The sequence below is a fragment of the Halalkalibaculum sp. DA3122 genome (assembly GCF_043951865.1).
GTDB lineage: Bacteria > Bacteroidota > Rhodothermia > Balneolales > Balneolaceae > JAMQKA01.
The window spans coordinates 39977-59557 of sequence record NZ_JBINJF010000015.1; the positions used below are offsets into that span (position 1 = coordinate 39977).

The following is a 19581-nucleotide window of genomic DNA, read 5'->3' on the forward strand; positions in this document are numbered from 1 at the left end:
GAGCGATCGGTTGTGCATGAAACGACAGTATTAGTGTACCATCATCAATACGTGCGACACACAACATATCAACGATATTAACGGGAAGGGAGCCAGGGTGGTCAACAGTATTCCGTTTGCCGGACTGTTTATTACCCCGTCAAGGATCTTCAACGACTTGCAGACATAGTTTCGAAGGGTCTGGTAATTCAGGGAGGTAATCGACTCAATTTCTTCATATGTCATTCCTTCATAATAGCGAAGGTATATGATTTCCCGCTGGCGGGGTGTTAACTCATCCATCGCCTTTTTTAGCGCTGCCCGTTTTGCGCGGTCTTTCTCTCTTTGGATAATTATCTCATCCACTGCAAACTGCATACTGCTTGTCTCCTCTCCAAACTCTGTATAAATATCTGACCGCCGGGACTCCTTGTGGATTTGATCGATCAGGCTTCTTCGCAGGGCGGTCCAAAGATAGGTCTTTACCCCCGTCACATCCCCCAGATTTGCCCTCTTCTTCCAGATCCTCAGGAACAGATCCTGGATATGATCTTCAGCTACCACTTCACTTCCGCAAAATTTGACCGCATACCGAAACAGATCGTCATAGTATTGCCGAAATAACGCTTCGAGTGCACTGCGATTCCCTTTTTTTAACTGCCTCCACCTTTCCCTGTCGGTCATACTGATTTCCCCAGTTCCACTTTCATCTATCCCCTTTTAATAAATACTAATCCTTTTTCTGTGCTGAGTCTGTCCTTCCCATAATTTGAAACAGAAACTCAAGGTAATAGCACCACTCGAAAGGGAACATTTACAATTAAGTGTAATTATTACCCTTAAGCATGTGGTAAACAATTTATCAAATTTCCTGTCAATTTCAAGGCAAATACCTTCTTTCGGGAATCAAAATGCTTTCCCTGCTTGATAGTGTTGTGATATTTGGCTAACTCAAAAGGCGTGCGACTGACACTTAGAAGCTTTGCAACACCAGGATTTTGACCAGTTTCAAAAGCTTGGGTGATTTCGAACACATGGTTTAGAACTCATAAATGAGGATTTCGAAGTCCCGAAAATGCCATCATCGGGCAATTAAAAGGCTCAGGGCTTGCCTTACCAAACTGTTTTGCCCAATCTTGCTGAACACACATTCTCACTTACTTCTGAAAGGAGCAGTGTAATGAACTACAGGGATAATGCACTCATGGAATCCGTACCTTCATCACTCCTTCTCTACTGTTTATGCGGGCTTTTACTAGGTATTGCCGGTAGAGAAGCGCTGGCTCAAAATCGGAACATACCTGTTCACGATCCCGTCATGATTTCACAGGATCAGACCTACTACCTGTTTGAGACAGGACGCGGTATTTCCGTTTGGTCATCGCCAGACCTGCAGAACTGGACTGAAGAGAACCGTGTTTTTGACGAAGCGCCCCATTGGACCTACCAGGTTGTCCCGGATTTCCGCAACCACATGTGGGCCCCGGATATCGCCTATCACGACGGCACCTACTACCTGTACTATTCGGTCTCTTCGTTTGGGAAAAACACTTCGGCCATAGGGGTGGCAACCAACAACACACTGCACCCCGATGATCCCGACTTCAGGTGGGTGGATCACGGTCCTGTAGTGGAATCGGTACCCGGCCGTGACATGTGGAATGCCATTGATCCCAATCTTGCCATTGACGACAAGGGAACCCCGTGGCTCACGTTTGGCTCATACTGGCTTGGGATAAAACTGGTGAAACTGCAGGATAATCTCACGGAGGTCGCTGTTGATACCGCGGCCGAATGGCATACCATCGCTTCCCGGCACCGCTACTGGAAGCTCGATGAACGCGATGCGGGAGATAGCGAAAATGGCGATATTGAAGCCCCGTTTATCTTCAAAAAGAACGGGTTTTATTACTTGTTTGTATCCTGGGATCGATGCTGCGCTGGCGAAGAAAGTACCTATAAAGTAGTCGTTGGCCGCTCAAAAGATATTACTGGTCCATACCTGGATCGGACCAACAGGGATATGCGACACGGCGGGGGCACGCTTGTGGTCAAGGGCAACGAAAACTGGGCCGGTATCGGGCACAATTCGGCCTACACATTTGACGGCACCGACTACCTGGTGGTCCACGGGTATGACCTCTCCGACGAAGGGAGATCAAAGCTCATAATGCTGGAAATGGAATGGGATGAGGAGGGATGGCCCCGGGTAACGCCCGACTGATACCTACCTATACCAGAGCTACAAACAACGCTACCCTATACACTCCATTACGGCCCGGGATTAAAACCATTTAACCAGTTTAGTTGTTCATAGAAGGGTTTTATAGACTGTCGTACGTCGGTATTCTACTTCCGTTGGACCTTCTTTCCCCAGACCGATCGCCCGGAGTGGATAAGACCGGTGTAGGTTATGGTTGTATGGCGTGGTGAAGCCTCCCAATCCCACGCAGTGTCTACAATAAGCTCTGTACCATTTACGGTAAGCGTTCGGGAATCCTGATGATAAGACCAGGTACCCCTCAGTTGACCACCCAGCGTATAATCTTCATTAAACCTCACCATATATGATTTTTGCATGGTTTTATACTGGTAGTCCAGGATAATTTCTTCCCAGGTCCCCACGATATCCTCTTCATCTATTGCGATGTCCGGGACCCCGGCGTAACGTTCCGGTGCAACCACCGGCCAGCCACTTTCAGTCCAGTATATTTCTCTTACGTGCCCCATCATTACAGCATTTGAGACGTTGATTCCCCCGATCTCCGGCGGCAAGCGTCCCTGGGATGAGTAGAACCACTTCCCCGTCTCCGGGTCCTGAAAAACCGCACAGTGAGATATGCCCACCCACCCGTGGTGACCGTCAAATTTATAGGGATGCGTTACCATGGGCCACGCCTCTGCTCCTTTGGTAACATTGTCCCCATTGATGCCCAAATAGGGACCCGTAATGCTTTTAGATCGGGCCACGCGGGTATTGTAGGCCACGGACAGCTCATCGTAGGCCAGGAACAGGTAGTAATATCCGGTATCTCCATTATATATAATCTCCGGACCTTCAAGCCCCTGCCACCTGTTGGAAGCCACATCTCCACGACCGGCTATTCTGACCCCGTAATCTTCCAGGCTATCTAGTTCGAACGGTTTACCGGTCGCAGGATCGAGCTGGACGGCGGCAATTCCCGAATGCCAGGAACCGTATACCAGCCAGTGCTCTCCCCCGGGGGTGACCACATACGATGGGTCAATGGCGTTGTATTTGAAATAAGTACTCCAGTCTGAGCCTCCGTTTCGCTGGTAGGACGCCTCCCCATCTGCCACAGAGTGGATCACCATGCCCTTGTCTTCCCAGTTGTTGGCAGCCAGATCCGCAGATTCTGCCAGCCCGATAAAGGCCCGCTCCGTCCAGGAGCCGGTATCATCCGTTCCGGTAATCGGATTCATAGTGACCACGCTGTAATACAACCTGAACGTATCATTTACTTTTGTTACATGAGGTGCCCAGAAGCCAAAATCGGGATCTTCGATGGGAGGCAACGGAGGATCCATTTCAGCCCTTATGCTGTTTAAGGAATCCTTTACCCATGAAGGAGCATCAGGAAATACGGTGCCAGAAAACTCCCAGTTAACCAAGTCTTTGGACCGGCGGTACGGGTAGTATCCATGTCCCTTGTGCACATTGCCGTAGGAAGCGTTCGTTTGATACATGTAAAAATAATCGCCGTCCTTGATAACCGTTGGGTCATGGACGTTCGCCAGATTCCATTTTGAACGATCGTCCCATGAAGAGACTGAAGTATAGTCATCAGGATAAGCGGGACCCTCAAAATCCTCAATAATCCCCTCGTATTCCTCTTCCCGTTCTCCAGCTTCATTGTCGTTCCCTGTGCCAGTACTGATGTCTCCACAACCAGGGCAAAGCCCCAGCGCCAAAAAAAGGATCAGTGTGGACTTTACTGCTTTCATATATTCCATTTCTGCCTGTAGGTGAAGCGAGAACGGGCACCCGTGACTTTTTTGGAAGGAAATCCTGGGTAAAATACATTTGAAATCGGACGGTACGTCTATCGAATTCCTTTATACCTGCCGTAGTACACCTCGTTCGATCTCAATGCCAGTTTGAAATCGTGGATATCGGTACTTTCATCAATGACAACGCATTCAATTCCCAGCATCTCGGCAAAATCGCGAATATGATCCACCCGCAGGCTCTGGCTGTATGCGGTGTGGTGGGCCCCGCCCGCCAGGATCCACGCCGCTGCCGCAGTTTTGAGGTCCGGTTTGGGATTCCACAACACGCGGGCGACCGGCAGTTTTGGGAGATCGGGCATTTCAACGGCTTCCACTTTATTCACCAGCAGGCGATACCGGTTTCCGAGATCAATCAGCGAAACATTCAGGGCATCGCCGGGCGGGGCATCAAACACGAGTCGCGCCGGGTCCGCTTTGCCGCCGATAGAGAGCGGGTGTACCTCCAGTAAAGGAGTTCCTTCTGTTATCGAGGGACATATTTCCAGCATGTGGGCCCCCAGCACCTGCATCCGGCCGGGTTCAAAATGATAGGTGTAATCCTCCATGAACGAAGTGCCTCCCGGCAGCCCCTCCGCCATCACTTTTGTCGCCCGTACCAGGGCCGCCGTCTTCCAGTCGCCCTCGGCTCCAAATCCATAGCCCTGTTGCATCAGGCGCTGCACGCCGAGTCCCGGCAGTTGCTTGAGACCATGCAGGTCTTCAAATGTAGTGGTAAAAGCGCGAAAGTCGCCCTCTTCCAGGAACGCCCTGATCCCCAGTTCAATGCGCGCCGCTTCAACGATCGCACTGCTAAAATGATCGTCGGAGAGGTCATCGGAAGCGATCTCATACTGCTCTCTATACTCGTCAACCAGGTTTGAAAGATCACGCTCCGAAACCCCGTTTACATGTTCAGCCAGGTCGCCCACGCCATAGCCCCTGACATCCATTCCAAGCTGGACCTGTGCTGTTACCTTGTCCCCCTCGGTAACGGCCACATTCCGCATGTTATCTCCAAAACGGGCCACTTTCATGTTGGTAAGCTCATCTTTGCCGATCGCTGCCCGAATCCAGGTGTCGAGCTCATTGATCACTTCAGCATCCTGCCAGTGGCCGACAACCACCTTCCGGTCGATCCCCATCAGCGTATTTATAAAACCGAACTCCCTGCCCCCGTGGGCCGACTGGTTCAGGTTCATGAAATCCATGTCAATCTCCTCCCACGGAATATCGCGATTGAACTGGGTATGCAGGTGCAGGAACGGCTTGTCTAGAATTTTGAGACCCGCGATCCACATTTTGGCCGGCGAAAACGTGTGCATCCAGGTAATCAACCCGATGCAGCTATCAGAGCTGTTGGCTTCCCGACATAAACGCTGAATGGCGCCGGAGGTGGTGAGTACTGATTTAAAGACTATTTTTGCGGGAGATTGAGTGCGCTCCGAAAGTCCGGCCGTTACCTTTTTGGAGTGGATCTCTACCTGCTTCAATGCTTCCTCACCATACAGGTTCTGGCTGCCGGTGATAAACCAGATCTCTTTTTGCGCTTGACTCATAAATAGTGTTTATATTTTCAAAAAATTATATCAACATCTTCATCGGCCGGACAATAAGCACATTTATCCCGTCCCTGCCTCGGTCACTCCTGCCCGTAATAGGCGTCATCGCCGTGCTTGCGTTCCCAGTGTTTCCGGATAAGGGTCTCCTTCAGCCGGGGTGCATCGGGGCGAATCTGGAGAGAAATGTACGCCATCTTGGCCACTTCCTCCAACACCGCGCTGTTATAGACCGCCTTTTCCGCCGTCTTTCCCCAGGTAAACGGGGCATGGTTGGCCACCAGCACCATCTCGACCTCCTCATACGAAAGATCACGATCATCGAACGCATTAATAATCTGGTAGCCGGTCTGCTCCTCGTAATCTCCCTTAATCATCTCGTCGCTCATAACCGGGGCACACGGGATATCCCGGGTCAGGTGATCGGCATGTGTAGTGCCCATGATCGGGATATCCTGCTGGGTCTGCGCCCAGGCGGTGCCGTATGTGGAGTGCGTATGTACGATGCCGCCAATATGCTGCCAGTGCTTGTATAATACCGCGTGGGTTTCAGTGTCTGAGGAGGGACGCATCTCCCCTTCCACTACATTCCCGTTAAAATCAACGATCACGATATCTTCCGGTTGCAACTCATCATAGGGAACGCCACTCGGTTTTATGGCGAACACTTCGCGATCCCGGTCCACGGCGCTGGCATTGCCAAATGTGAACAGCACCAGGTCCAGTTCCGGCAGGCGCATATTGCTTTCATACGCCTCTTTTTTAAGTTCGCTAAATTCACTCATGGAGAAACGGCTAGTTTTTGTATTGATTTTGAATTCTGGATTCGATCGCATCACCGAACGACTTGTATCGGCGGTACAGCTCCTCATACTCCTCGACTTTCCCGGATTCAGGCTGGTAGATCTTACCAAATCCGTTGCCCATCGCCTCTTTCGCCTCGGTAACATCGTCAAAAAGACCGGCGGCGGTGGCGGCAAACATGGCTGCCCCCCGGGCGCAGACCTGGTCGGATTTGGCAATCTTGATCGGCATATTCAGCACATTGGCCAGCGTCTGCATCACGTAGGGTGATTTTTTGGCCACCCCGCCGAGACCAATGATCCCGTTGATCTGGATTCCTTCCTCCTCAAACCGCTCGACGATAGCCCGGGCACCAAAACAGGTAGCCTCAACCAGCGCTTTAAAAATACGGTAGCTGTCGCTCCCCAGATCCAGTCCTTCAATAGCCCCCTTGAGCAGCTGGTTGGCATCCGGGGTTCGGCGACCGTTAAGCCAGTCGAGGGCCAAAATACCGGTATCGACAGTACCGATTTTTGCGGCGCCCTCCGACAGCCGGGCAATCAGCTGATTGTCAGCTTCGCTGAGCAGCTGTTCCTTCTGCTCATCAGAGAGTATATCGGACTCCCCAACCAGGGTTTCGAAGGGGGCCAGAAGCACGTTTTTATACCAGGCGTAGACATCTCCAAAAGCCGACTGCCCCGCCTCAAGCCCGATCATTCCCGGGATAACGGAACCATCCACCTGGCCGCAGATGCCCTGCACCAGGTTCTCCTGCACATCCTCATAGGGCGCCACAAGGATGTCGCAGGTCGAGGTTCCCATCACCTTGCTTAGGAAATAGGGTTCAATCTCTCCGCCGACCGCCCCCATGTGGGCATCAAACGCCCCGACCCCGATTACAACATCTTCAGGCAGCCCCAGTTTTTCAGCCCATTCCTCCGAAATCGTACCGGCCGGCTCATCTGCGGTAAACGTTGCTTCGTAAAGTCGCTCGCGTACCCCGGAAAGCAGCGGGTCAAGTTTCGTCAAAAACTCATCACCGGGCAACCCGTCAAACTCCTCGTGCCACATCGCCTTGTGCCCGGCCGCACAGCGACTGCGCTTCATTTGGTGAACATCCGTCCCCCCGGTAAGCTCGTAGGGAATCCAGTCGCACAGCTCCACCCAGGAGTAGGCCGCTTCGCGAATAGCGGGATCCCCGCGCAGGGTGTGAAGCATTTTAGCCCAAAACCACTCCGAGGAGTAGATTCCCCCGACATACTTCGTATAGTCGGGACCACCCCACGACCGGGCCAGGTCGGTAATCTCCTCCGCTTCCCTGACGGCGGTATGATCCTTCCAAAGGATGAACATCGCATTGGGGTTTTCCGCGTGCTCGTCGGTCAGGGCCAGTGGTCTTCCCGTCTTATCTACCGCAACCGGCGTGGAACCGGTGGTATCCACCGAAATACCCTTTACATTTTGAGCAACTTCTTCTGGAACCGCGCCCAACACTTCCCTGAGCGTGTTCTCCAGCCCTTCCAGGTAATCCAGCGGATGGTGCCTGAATTGGTTTTTAGTACTATCGCAGTATTTACCCTTCGCCCAGCGGGAATAGTGGTGTACCGCTTCCGCCAGGTTGTTTCCTTCCAGGTCCACTATCACCGACCGTACCGAGTCGGTCCCGTAATCAATGCCAATAACGCAGCCTTTGTCAGATCCCATCTGTTATCCTTTTTTATATTTTACTGAAAATGTTAAACAGCAGCCTATCCCAACAATAAGTGTAAGTATAACGCTTTTTAAATTTTGATGAAGAAATTATCAAAAAAATTGATCCAATTTAAAATTTCAGCGGTTTAAACGTCAGACTTTCGCCATTATCCACCTTGTCTTGGTATTTTTCCCAGTCAAACTCGTAGAGGTAGGCTCCCTTTTTGGAGTATTTTTTTTGCTTTTCATCCGTTTTATTCAGCACATCCGTCGAAAGTATGCGGCGGCGAAAATTTCGTTTGTCGAGCTTGGTTTCATAGATATCCTCATACAGGATCTGCAGCTCCGGCATCGTAAATCTTTCGGGCAGCAGTTCAAACCCGACCGGTTCGTGGGAGGCCCGGTATTTCAGTCTCGCTTTGGCCGCTTCCACCATCTCGGAGTGATCGAAAATAAGGTCGGGCAGATCTTCAATCGGAAACCAGCGGGCGCCATACTCCTCCACCAGCTCCTTGTCATGATCTTTTATATTGATCAGCGCGTAATAGGCAATCGAAATCGTGCGCTCCACCGGGTCTCGGTCTACCTCCCCGAACCCGTAGAGTTGCTCCAGGTATACATTTTTAAGCCCGGTCAGTTTGTGCAAAATGCGGTGAGCTGCCTCATCCAGGCTCTCCTCCCGCTTCAGGAAGCCTCCCATCAGCGACCATCGGCCCTTTTCAGGTTCAAAATCCCGCTTGACAAGCAACAGTTTCAGCCCATTTCTGTCGAACCCAAAAATAATACAGTCCAGGGCCACTAAAATTCGATCGTGCTCTTTATAATGGTTTTTCATACGTATTCGTACTGCTTAATTACTGCTGTTATTCTGATTGCGTTTTTGCATTTTATCCTTTGCAAAATCTTCCTTTATACCGGCTTTCATCATCCAGATGGATTACGTTCTGCAGCTTGCCCACCCCCGGATATCAACAATGCGGTCGTTTTCGCAACTCTACGACAATAATGGATTTCAAATGTAAGTTCAATTATTACTGAAATTAAAAAACAACAAACCTGTACAGGTTGCGTAAACCCACGGTTTTTGAAAATTCCATTCTGGTCATTCATAGTGGACCTTTGGGGTGAACAATAGCCCCAAATTGAGCAAAGAAAACGGGCTGGAACGCGTCGCTGTAAAAATCCCGCTTTGTCCAGGCCCATACCAAGCTGGTTCTGTTTGGGAATTCAAGCTAAAAATTTATTTTCAAAAAAGCTCTCGGCTCTCTCCTGGAAATAAGACTTGGACTTACATCTTTTTTCCCTATAGATTAAACCCGGTCCGAAAATGACAGATATAATCTTTTTTTGATGAATCGTACTTTCCTTTTATTAGTTGTGATAGCCATCTTTTTGCTGCTTGGAATCTCCTATAGCTGTTCCCACCAAACAGACAAGGAGAAAACATCTGCTGCAGACAATTCTCAAGCTGCCCAATTTGTCGGAGTTGAAACATGCGGCTCATGCCACCAAAAACAGGTGGAAGACTGGGAAGGGTCTCACCACGACTATGCCATGAAAAAAGCCACTGATGAATATGTGCTGGGAAATTTTGACGATGTAACGTTCACGCACCGGGGGCGGCAATACCGCTTTTACCGCCGGGCAGATCAGTTTATGGTAGAAGCCCCGGGACCTGACGGAGAGAACAACCATTATCAGGTAGCCTATACTTTTGGCTGGGAACCGCTGCAGCAATATCTGATCGACTTTGGCAAAGGAAAATTCCAGGCCCTGAATATCGCCTGGGATACGGAAAAAGAGGAGTGGTTTGCCCTGAATCCTGATGAGGATATACAACATGGCGACTGGCTGCACTGGACCGGTGGCGCGATGAACTGGAATACGATGTGTGCCGACTGCCATTCGACCAATCTTCAGCAAAATTACATCGCCGAGGCGGATTCCTTTCACACCACCTGGTCAAGCATCAACGTGAGCTGCGAGTCGTGCCACGGGGCCGGCAAGGAGCATGTTGAGTTCATGCAGTCGGAACAGGCTCGGGAGGCTACCATAGACCGAATCCGCAACGACTTGAAGATGACGGGGCAGACCGGGCAGGTGGATCTGGTCAACCAGTGTGCGCCCTGCCACGCCCTGCGGGAAAAGCTGACCCCGGGATATGATCACAACGGAGCGTTCCTGGACCATTTTAGTCCCACCCTGCCACACCCCGAAGCCTATTTCGCCGATGGCCAGATCAGGGATGAAGTCTATGTTTACGGGTCGTTCCTGCAAAGCAAAATGTACAAGCAGGGGGTGGAATGCGTGGACTGCCATAATCCCCATACGCTGCAGCTGAAACAAAATGTTACCGACAATACGTTGTGCATGCAGTGCCACGAACCGAGATACAACAGCCGGGAGCATCACTTTCACGAACCAAACACCGAGAGCTCGCAATGTATCAATTGCCATATGCCCGGCCGATATTATATGGAGGTCGACTTTCGAAGGGATCACAGCTTCAGGGTACCCCGGCCCGACCTGACCCGGAAGTTCGGCAACCCCAACGCGTGTAACGACTGCCATGACGATCAGTCGGCCGAGTGGGCCGCCAACAGCATAGAACAGTGGTATGGGCCAGACCGCCCCAACCATTTTTCCCAAACCTTTCTCCGCGCCGACTCGCTGGGTCCCGAGACGATTCCTGAACTTCAGGAAGTAATCTCTGACACGGCCCAAAATGACATCGTCCGTGCAACAACAGCATGGTATCTCGGGCAGTTTGGCACCCGCGAAAGCCTGGATATTCTTGAACAATACACCACCGATGAAAGTGCGCTGGTCCGCAACAGTGCCGTGCGAGCCCTGGCCGCACTTCCTGCAGAAATGAAACAGGTCCCTTTGCAGGATGCGCTGGATGACTCGAGCCGTGCGGTAAGGCTGGGGGCCGCCCGGGGACTGGCTGAATTTTCAGTACAGGATATTGCATTTAACCTCAAGCAGGCGTTCAACGAGGCAATTTCGGAGTACCGTGAGTACCTGCAGACCAATCAATATTTTCCCCAGGGACAGATGAACCTGGGGCAATTCTATGAGAACCAGGGCCAAACGGAAAAAGCGATCAGCGCCTACAGGAGTGCGATTCAAAAAGATCCTTATTTCAACCCCGCGCGGATAAACCTTGCATACCTCTACAATCAGATCGGGGAAAACCAGGAAGCTGAACAGCTCCTGGAAAAAGTTATCGAACAGGAACCATCATACGGGCCGGCCCATTATTCCCTGGCTCTTGTACTGGCGGAACAATCAGAGATCTCACAGGCCCTGCCCCATTTTGAGCGGGCGGCCTCCCTGATGCCCGATCACCACCGCGTCCGATACAACTGGGCTATTTCACTGCAGCGATTAAACCAGCCGGAGCAATCAGAAAAAGTATATAAACAGGCGATAAGCCTGGCCCCTCAAAATGCCGAATACCTGTACGGGATCTGTACGCTGTATATTCAGCAGAACCAGTACCGGGAAGCATTGCCCTATGCCGAAAAACTGACAACGCTGTATCCGCAGAACCAGCGGTTTTCCCAGCTTCTGAACATGGTTAAAAGCAGAATTACGGATTAGACCCGGATTGAGGAACGCTTCAAACTTCCTATAGATTTACTATATACCTTTAGCGTCCAACAGAAATTTTTTGGTAGGTATACATGACTTCCCTAACTGCACAGAACGGAGGATATGTCACAAAATCATTCGGTAATTTTGTCAACTATTCTTTTGCTCGCTGCTATGACCTATTTTTCGGGATGTGCCGCGCAACGGGAAACGGTCACTCTCCCGGTTGATGCGCCCGGTTCTTTCTCTCAGACCGGGACCCCTCAACTGCCCGAGAGGTGGTGGACCTCTTTTGAGGATGAAAAGCTCAATACCATGATTGATACGGCGCTGACCACTAATTTTGGCTTAAAAACCGCCTGGCAGCGGCTCCGCGCCTCCCAGGCGGTGGTCAACCGTGAATCTTCTGCCCTCTTTCCGGATCTCGAGGCAACCGCACAGGGAGAAGTAACCGACGGTGCGACAAGCGGTCCCCCAGGCGAAAATATCGGGCTTGGCCTCAGCTCCGTTTACGAGGTCGACCTCTGGGGGCGCATACGCTCCAGCGTGGAAGCCGAAGAATTTCGCGCCGAAGCCTCATTCACCGATTACCAGGCTGCCGCCCTGTCCCTGTCGGCAGAGATCGTCAACACGTGGTACCGGCTTGTGGAGGCACATAGTCAGCGGAGCCTGGTTGAACAACAGATCGAGACCAACCGGCAAGTGCTGGAACTGCTGGAAAATCGCCTGGGAACCGGCCAGATACAGGGAGTGGACATTATACGCCAGCGGCAGCTTCTGGAGTCGACAATCGAACAACGCACGTACGCGGAAGCTGACATTCAGGTGCTGGAACATCAACTGGCCGTATTACTGGGCCGTTCTCCCCAGGCTCAACAGGTCACCGTCCCCGACAGCTTGCCGGAACTTCCTCCCCTGCCAGACACCGGCATCCCGACAAACCTGGTGCGACAGCGTCCTGATGTACAAAGCGCCTTTTACCGCCTCCAGGCGGCCGATCGCGATCTGGCTTCCGCAATCAGCAATCAATATCCGCGACTGACTCTTTCCGCCTCTGTTTCCACCGCTGCTGATAACGCCGGGAATCTCTTTGAAGACTGGGCGCTTTCGTTCGCAGGAAACCTGGTGGCTCCCCTCCTGTATGGAGGAGAACTCAGTGCCGAGGTCGATCGCGTGGAAGCGGTAAAGCAGCAACGATTATATGAGTACGGGCAAACGGTCCTAACTGCATTTCGGGAGGTGGAAGACGCGCTGGTCCTGGAACAGCAACAGTCTGAAAGTATCGACCACATTGAAGAACAAGTCACCCTAGCCCGCGATGCTTATGAACAGCTTCGTCTGCAGTACCTGAATGGTACCAGTAACTATCTGGATGTTCTCACGGCCCTGGATGAAGTTCAGCAGTTGCGCCGGGATCTTATTTCCGCAAGACTGGCACGAATAGAGTACCGGATTGGCCTGTACCGGGCGCTTGCGGGTTCATTTGAAACAGCTCGTGAGAGCGGAAATTAATCGCAATAATCCATCAATTGCAATGAAGCTGGGTCTCCAATCGATCTTTTAAATTCCGAGATCCGCCTCAAAATCAACGAACACGCTCACATGCATTGGAAAAAAACATTACTCATCTGTTGTGCAATCCTGCTTTTTGGAGGAGCGGCAACTACACTGATTTTCTCCACCGAGCCCACGGCCCAGCGTACTGGTGCCACCCAGCAGACCGCCATGCTCGTTGATGTCATCGAGGTTCAGCGGGGGACTTATGAACCGACCATCAGAGCCATGGGCACTGTAATGCCCTCTCAGGATATCACGTTAAGTCCCCGCGTGAGTGGCCAGGTTATGGAGCGTTCACCCAACTTTACCCCCGGTGGATATGTAGAAAAGGGGGAAACGCTGCTCCAGCTCGATCCCTCCGATTACGAGAACACCCTTCAGCAGCGCGAAAGCGACCTCAGCCAGGCTATGTCAGACCTGAAAATTGAGATGGGTCGTCAAAATGTGGCGCAACAGGATTACCAGCTACTCAGCGATACGCTCTCGGAAGAAAACAGAGAGCTTGTGCTCCGGGAACCCCAGCTGGAGGCCGCACGGTCTGAAGTTCAGTCGGCGCGCGCCGCTGTTCAACAGGCAGAACTGGACCTGGAACGGACAACGATCAAGGCACCCTTCGACGCCCATATCCTGAGCCGTAATGTAAATGTGGGCTCGCAGGTTGCCCCCGGCGACAACCTGGGGCGCCTCGTTGGCTTAGATACCTACTGGGTGGAGGCCACGGTTCCGTTGTCTCAACTCCGGTGGCTCTCCTTTCCATCTGACCGGGATCAGGGTTCAGAAGTCAGGATTATAAATAGAACGGCCTGGGATGAAGGAGAATACCGCCTGGGACACTTATTCCGACTGGTGGGCTCGCTGGAAAATAAAACACGCATGGCGCGCGTGCTGATAACGGTCCGCGATCCCCAGTCATACCAGACCGGCAATACCGGTCTGCCCCGGCTGATAATCGGTTCCTTTGTGGAATCGAATATCAAGGCTGATGCGATCGCCAACGTGTTCCGCCTAAACCGGGACTACCTGCGTCAAAACGATACCGTGTGGGTAATGGAGGATGGTGAGCTGAGCATACGTGATGTTGACATCGTCTTCAGGGATGCCGAATACGCCTATATCAGGGGCGGCCTCAACGAGCAGGACCAGGTGGTGACAACGAATCTTTCAACCGTAACTGATGGCGCTCCCCTGCGCCTCCAGGGTTCCGGCGACAGTGAAACAGAACAGGATTCCGTACAAACGGATATCCAGTAACACCGGGATTAAAATGCAATCTTCATGAAGGTTCAGGATAAATGAGCAATTCTGATTCACATACCAACCGGGATTCCGACTATTCGGGACCGATAGCCTATATGGCGCGTAATCCTATTGCTGCCAACCTCTTGATGATTATCTTGATCGGCGGCGGCATCTGGACGATGTTCAATATCCAGAAAGAGGTTTTCCCGCAGTACCAGCTGGATATGGTGGAAGTGAGTGTCGTCTATCCGGGAGCCGCCCCCGCTGAAGTTGAACAGGGAATTTTACGGCCCGTGGAAGAAGCGATACGGGGTGTACAGGGCATTAAGGAGGTCACCTCCAGTGCCGATGAGGGTTCGGGCGAAGTGATGATTGAACTGGTTGCGGGAACCGACCGAATGAAGACGTTCCAGGATATCGACCAGGCCGTGAACCGCATACGAACTTTTCCCGATGATATTGAAGAGCCGGAAGTACGGCTGCAGTCAAACCAGCAGGAAGTGATGACCATCGGGCTGTACGGCGATGCGGATATCTGGACCCTCCGCAAACTGGCCGAAAATGTGCGCGACCAGATGCTGAGCACCCCGGAGATCACTCAGGTTGAAATCGGGAATGTACCCGATTATGTCACCCACGTGGAAATTCCCCGAAACCGGCTCCGGGAGTACGATCTCACGCTGCAGGATGTGGCCGACATTATCGCCAGCTCCAGCGAGGATATCCCCGCCGGGGCGGTGGAAACCAACGCCGGTGAAATTCTCTTGCGCATGCAGGAACGCAAACAGTGGGCAGAAGACTACGGCACTATTGAAGTGATCTCCTCCGATATGGGCAGCAACCTGACGCTGGCAGACCTGGCCAAAATTACGGACGGATTTGAGGAGACGGGATTCCACGGGGAGTTCAACCGGCAGCCGTCCATCGATCTTGAAATTTACCGGATCGGGGAGCAGTCTCCCCTGGAGATTGCCGCTGCCGTTCGGACTGTCCTGGAGGAGGCCGAACCCTCCTTTCCCCCGGGCGTCCAATACCGCATTGACAGCAGCAGCGCCCAGGACTACAGCGAACGCCTCTCCCTGCTTACGGAAAACGGCGTTATCGCGATCCTGATCGTCATATTCATCCTGGCCCTGTTCCTTGAATACCGGCTGGCATTCTGGGTCATGATGGGGATGACGATCTCTTTTATCGGCGGACTGCTTTTCCTGCCGGTCATTGGGCTGAGCATCAACATGATATCGATGTTCGGATTCCTGGTGGTGCTGGGCATTGTGGTCGATGACGCGATTGTGGTTGGCGAAAATGTATATGAGTACCGTCAGAAGGGGCTGAGTTTCCTCGATGCCGCCATAGAGGGAGCAAAAGATATCGGCAAGCCGGTTACGTTCAGTATCTTTACCAATATTGTCGCCTTTATCCCCCTGTTGTTCATCCCCGGCACAACCGGTAAATACTGGTGGCCCCTGCCTGCGGTGGTTATCGTTGTGCTGGCCGTCTCCCTGTTTGAAGCCCTGTTTATACTGCCTGCCCACCTGGCACACAGTTCAACAGAAGAGAGCAGGTTCAAACTCGGGAAAACCCTGCATCGCTGGCAACAGTCATTTGCAGATCGCTTTAACCGGTTTATCGATACCTACTACCGTTCATTCCTGGAGCTCAGTCTCCGCAACCGCTACATCACGTTAAGCACCGCCATCGCCCTGCTCGTGGTGGTCGGTGGCTATGGCTACAGCGATCACATGGGCATGGTGATGATGCCCGAGGTCTCCGCCGACGAAATCGAGGCGGGAGCAAGTCTGCCGGTCGGTACAACCCCGGCACAGGCTGCACTGGTCGCCGAGGAGATCACCAACTCCACCCACCAGATGTTTGAGGAGCACAACCTTTTTGAGGTGGCAGAGGGTATCAAAACCAACGTGCGGGGACAAAGCTTTATCGATGTTGAAATTGTGATGAAACCGCCCGGGGAGCGCGACATGACGGCCCAGCAGCTTATTGAACTCTGGCGGAACCAGATCGGTGACATTGAGGGACTCGACCAGATCACCTTTGAAGCTGAGCGGGGGCCTGCGGGCTACCTGCCGGATATCAGTGTGGACCTGAGTCATTCCGACATCGAGGTACTGGAGGCGGCCAGCGAGGCTTTCATGCAACAGGTTGAATCTTTTGAGGAAACCCGCGATGTCAGTGACAACTACAATCGCGGCAAGACGCAGTTTGATTTCAAACTCCTGCCCGAAGGGCGCAAACTCGGGTTGACGCCGGCCGATGTCGGAGAACAGCTGCGAAATTCATTTTACGGCGCCCTTGCCATGCGCCAGCTGCGGGGTACAAACGAGATTGAAGTTCGCGTAAAGCTGCCTAAACAGCAGCGCGAGGACATCTACCACCTGGAGGACCTGGTCATCAAAACGCCGGCAGGGACTGACGTCCCCCTGATGGATGTGGTTGAAGTTGAGGAGGGTCAGGCGTTCACCACCATCAACCGCAGGGATGGACGCCGGGTGGTATCGGTCAGTATGGATGCTGAACCGGCCAATGCAGTAAGCCGGGTACTGGCCTCCATACAGTCGGAGGTGCTCCCCCAGCTGCGGCAGGACTTCCCGGGCATTACCTGGAGTTTTGAGGGAAGCCAGGCCGAGATGCGCGAATCCACGCAGGCCCTGTGGGGAGGATTTGCCCTGGCTATGATTGTGATCTACGCACTGCTTGCCATCGCATTCAGCAGCTACCTGCAGCCGCTCATTGTCATGGGTGCAATTCCCTTCGGCATTGTAGGAGCTGTAATCGGGCATATCCTGCTGGGCTACGACCTTTCACTGGTCAGCCTGATGGGGGTCATCGCACTCTCGGGGGTTGTACTGAACGACTCCCTGATCATGATCGATTATGCAAACAAGAAGCGGGCGGACCTGTCGGTCTTCGATGCCATTCACGAAGCCGGGCTAAGACGCTTCAGGCCCATTATCCTGACCACGTTTACCACCTTTGGCGGGCTTACCCCGATTATCCTGGAGACCTCCCGGCAGGCGTATCACCTGATACCGATGGCGATATCCCTCGGCTTTGGAATTGTGTTTGCCACCTCTATTATTCTCGTAATCGTACCCTGCCTGTACCTTATTCTCGAAGATGTGTTGGCCCAGTTCAAAACGGCCTGAAATAAATGGGAATAGACCCTACTCATCGGCTGCAGCGGGTTCTTTCGCTGCAGCTATCTGTTCGCTGTTTTCTTCCTTCTCCTTGACAGCACGGGCCTGCTCGGCGGGACTGGCAAATAAGATCCACAAATACTCCTTCCACCCGGAGGCTTCTTTAATATCCTTCCAGATATCGATAAATTCGTGGAATACTAGGTACACCGGGTTATACGATTCGGGCGGTTTCGTTATGCCGTAATTCGGCGTATTCAGCTCGGGTTGAAACGTACCGAACATTCGGTCCCATATAATAAATGTAGAGCCGTAGTTTTTGTCCAGATAGTGATCATCCTTGGCATGGTGCACGCGATGGTGAGAAGGGGTTGTAAAAATAAACTCAATGGGCCGCGGCAGCTTGTCAATCATTTCAGTATGAATCCAGAACTGGTAAAGCACCGCAATCTGGTGACAGATAAAAAAGACCACCGGATGAAAACCCGCCATTGCCACAGGCAGAAAAAAGATCACTTTGAAACCCTGAACCCAGGAAAGACGAAAAGAAACGGAAAAATTATACTGCTCGGAAGAGTGATGAGGGACATGCGTTGCCCACCAGATCCGCTGTTCGTGGGCAATGCGGTGCGCCCAGTACCGGCAAAAATCCAAAAACACAAAACAGAGCGGGTAAGACCACCAGGTATGCGGTACACGCCAGGGCATCATGTTATAGAAAAAGAGTATCAGCCCAAAGATACTTACCTTGGTGAGAGAGCTGACAATGATATTGCCGATGCCGATCGCCGTGGAAGCCCAAAAATCTTTTGTATCATACCGATCCTTCTTTTGGTAATAACTTATACCCCATTCGAGAAACACGAGGGCAAACATTACCGGGGCTGCATAAATAATGATGGGCGGCAGGCCCATGTTCATAAGTTCTTCTAGAGTAATCAGTTCTGGCATATGACTTTAAAAAATTTTATCAGAGGCGTCGTAAAATCACCGTTTTACCGGGCTCTCCGGGTATTCGAAAATTCTCAATAATTATCCGGGAATGCGATTCTGCATCCGACCAGGGATTGGCCTGAACAAACCACCGGAGATCAACGCCCTCTGTCACAAGAGTTAAAGAGGACTAAAGCTATCAGTTATAATTATGAATCAAAAAATTTAATTCCGTGGAATTTACCTGACAGGTTGCAGTGTTAATAAAACCAATTATTAAGATTAAAACATGACTATGAAAAATTTTTTACCTGTTATCGGTATCCTCCTTTTGATTTTGCCGGTTACAACAGCAGCACAAAACGCTGATGAGGACCCACGGGCCCGCGAAATATTTGAGGAGGTCGACCAGCGCCGCGAGCGGATTGATTACGAGACGGCCGACATGCAGATGATTATCTACGATGCCCGGGGTCGCACCCGCAACCGGCAGATTCAGTCTTTCAGTTACAACAGGAATAAAACAAGTCGATCCCTGCTGGTTTTTGAGGAGCCCGCCAACGTCAGGGGAACGGCCTTTCTCACTCTCAGTGAAGGAAGCGATGAAGTCCAGAAACTCTACCTGCCGGCCCTCCAGCGTATCAAAATCATTTCGGCTTCAGAACAGGGTGACCGGTTTATGGGCAGCGATTTCACCTACGAGGACCTGGGAGACCGCCAGCCGGAAGATTACCGATTCCAGATGCATGCGGAAACAGATACCTCCTACGTACTGCGCGCCGAGAAAAGGGATCAAAGTCAATATGCCTGGCTTTATTTCCATGTAGATCCTGATCGCTACGTGGTAGAGAAGATTGAATATTTCAATGCACAAGGCGACATGATCAAGCGGCTGGAGGCCACCGGTCATGAGCAGGTCCTGGAGGGAGTCTGGCAGGCTAGTGCCATGGTGATGCATGACCTGGCGGAAAATCGGAAAACCGAGCTCCGCTGGAGCGACCGCACCATCGGAACTCCGATACCGGAATGGAGATTTACCGATCGGGGATTGCGGCGCGGAATAAACTGAACGAGCGGTA

At 52.0% G+C, this 19581-nt stretch carries 13 protein-coding genes; 6 read left to right on the forward strand and 7 right to left on the reverse strand.

The window, feature by feature from the left end:
• Positions 1-30: 30 nt before the first annotated feature.
• Positions 31-663 carry an RNA polymerase sigma factor gene (locus tag ACG2F4_RS11240; protein WP_395260767.1) on the reverse strand — a complete coding sequence of 211 codons (633 nt, stop codon included), beginning with the start codon at positions 661-663 and terminating at the stop codon, positions 31-33.
• Between the two features lie 496 nt (positions 664-1159).
• Between ACG2F4_RS11240 and ACG2F4_RS11245 the strand changes: the two genes are divergently transcribed.
• On the forward strand, positions 1160-2203 hold the full coding sequence (locus ACG2F4_RS11245) for an arabinan endo-1,5-alpha-L-arabinosidase (RefSeq protein ID WP_395260769.1): 1044 nt from the start codon (positions 1160-1162) through the stop codon (positions 2201-2203).
• 125 nt (positions 2204-2328) lie between these two features.
• On the opposite strand, the gene ACG2F4_RS11250 is transcribed toward ACG2F4_RS11245, so the two are convergent.
• The 5 genes from ACG2F4_RS11250 to ACG2F4_RS11270 all read right to left on the reverse strand — a co-directional run bounded on the left by ACG2F4_RS11250 (position 2329) and on the right by ACG2F4_RS11270 (position 8856).
• On the reverse strand, positions 2329-3945 hold the full coding sequence (locus ACG2F4_RS11250) for an arabinan endo-1,5-alpha-L-arabinosidase (protein ID WP_395260771.1): 1617 nt from the start codon (positions 3943-3945) through the stop codon (positions 2329-2331).
• Positions 3946-4043: 98 nt separating this feature from the next.
• Entirely contained in the window at positions 4044-5546 is a 1503-nt protein-coding gene (araA, locus tag ACG2F4_RS11255) for an L-arabinose isomerase (protein ID WP_395260773.1), read from the reverse strand.
• Positions 5547-5629: 83 nt separating this feature from the next.
• A complete protein-coding gene (locus ACG2F4_RS11260) occupies positions 5630-6331 on the reverse strand; it encodes an L-ribulose-5-phosphate 4-epimerase (protein WP_395260775.1) in 702 nt (233 codons plus the stop codon).
• 10 nt (positions 6332-6341) lie between these two features.
• Positions 6342-8033 carry a ribulokinase gene (locus tag ACG2F4_RS11265; protein ID WP_395260776.1) on the reverse strand — a complete coding sequence of 564 codons (1692 nt, stop codon included), beginning with the start codon at positions 8031-8033 and terminating at the stop codon, positions 6342-6344.
• A gap of 118 nt (positions 8034-8151) precedes the next feature.
• Positions 8152-8856: an NrtR DNA-binding winged helix domain-containing protein gene (locus tag ACG2F4_RS11270; RefSeq protein ID WP_395260777.1), complete on the reverse strand. Its 705-nt coding sequence runs from the start codon at positions 8854-8856 to the stop codon at positions 8152-8154.
• A 515-nt stretch (positions 8857-9371) separates the two neighbouring features.
• On the opposite strand from ACG2F4_RS11270, the gene ACG2F4_RS11275 reads away from it, so the two are divergent.
• The 4 genes from ACG2F4_RS11275 (at position 9372) to ACG2F4_RS11290 (ending at position 17578) form a co-directional block, all read left to right on the forward strand.
• On the forward strand, positions 9372-11627 hold the full coding sequence (locus tag ACG2F4_RS11275) for a tetratricopeptide repeat protein (protein WP_395260779.1): 2256 nt from the start codon (positions 9372-9374) through the stop codon (positions 11625-11627).
• A 114-nt stretch (positions 11628-11741) separates the two neighbouring features.
• Entirely contained in the window at positions 11742-13130 is a 1389-nt protein-coding gene (locus tag ACG2F4_RS11280; RefSeq protein WP_395260781.1) for an efflux transporter outer membrane subunit, read from the forward strand.
• A 90-nt stretch (positions 13131-13220) separates the two neighbouring features.
• On the forward strand, positions 13221-14426 hold the full coding sequence (locus ACG2F4_RS11285) for an efflux RND transporter periplasmic adaptor subunit (RefSeq protein WP_395260782.1): 1206 nt from the start codon (positions 13221-13223) through the stop codon (positions 14424-14426).
• Positions 14427-14467: 41 nt separating this feature from the next.
• A complete protein-coding gene (locus tag ACG2F4_RS11290) occupies positions 14468-17578 on the forward strand; it encodes an efflux RND transporter permease subunit (protein WP_395260784.1) in 3111 nt (1036 codons plus the stop codon).
• An 18-nt stretch (positions 17579-17596) separates the two neighbouring features.
• Here ACG2F4_RS11290 and ACG2F4_RS11295 read toward each other — a convergent pair whose 3' ends face one another.
• Positions 17597-18520 carry a sterol desaturase family protein gene (locus ACG2F4_RS11295; RefSeq protein WP_395260786.1) on the reverse strand — a complete coding sequence of 308 codons (924 nt, stop codon included), beginning with the start codon at positions 18518-18520 and terminating at the stop codon, positions 17597-17599.
• 277 nt (positions 18521-18797) lie between these two features.
• On the opposite strand from ACG2F4_RS11295, the gene ACG2F4_RS11300 reads away from it, so the two are divergent.
• Positions 18798-19571: an outer membrane lipoprotein-sorting protein gene (locus ACG2F4_RS11300; RefSeq protein WP_395260788.1), complete on the forward strand. Its 774-nt coding sequence runs from the start codon at positions 18798-18800 to the stop codon at positions 19569-19571.
• The last annotated feature ends 10 nt before the right edge of the window (positions 19572-19581 follow it).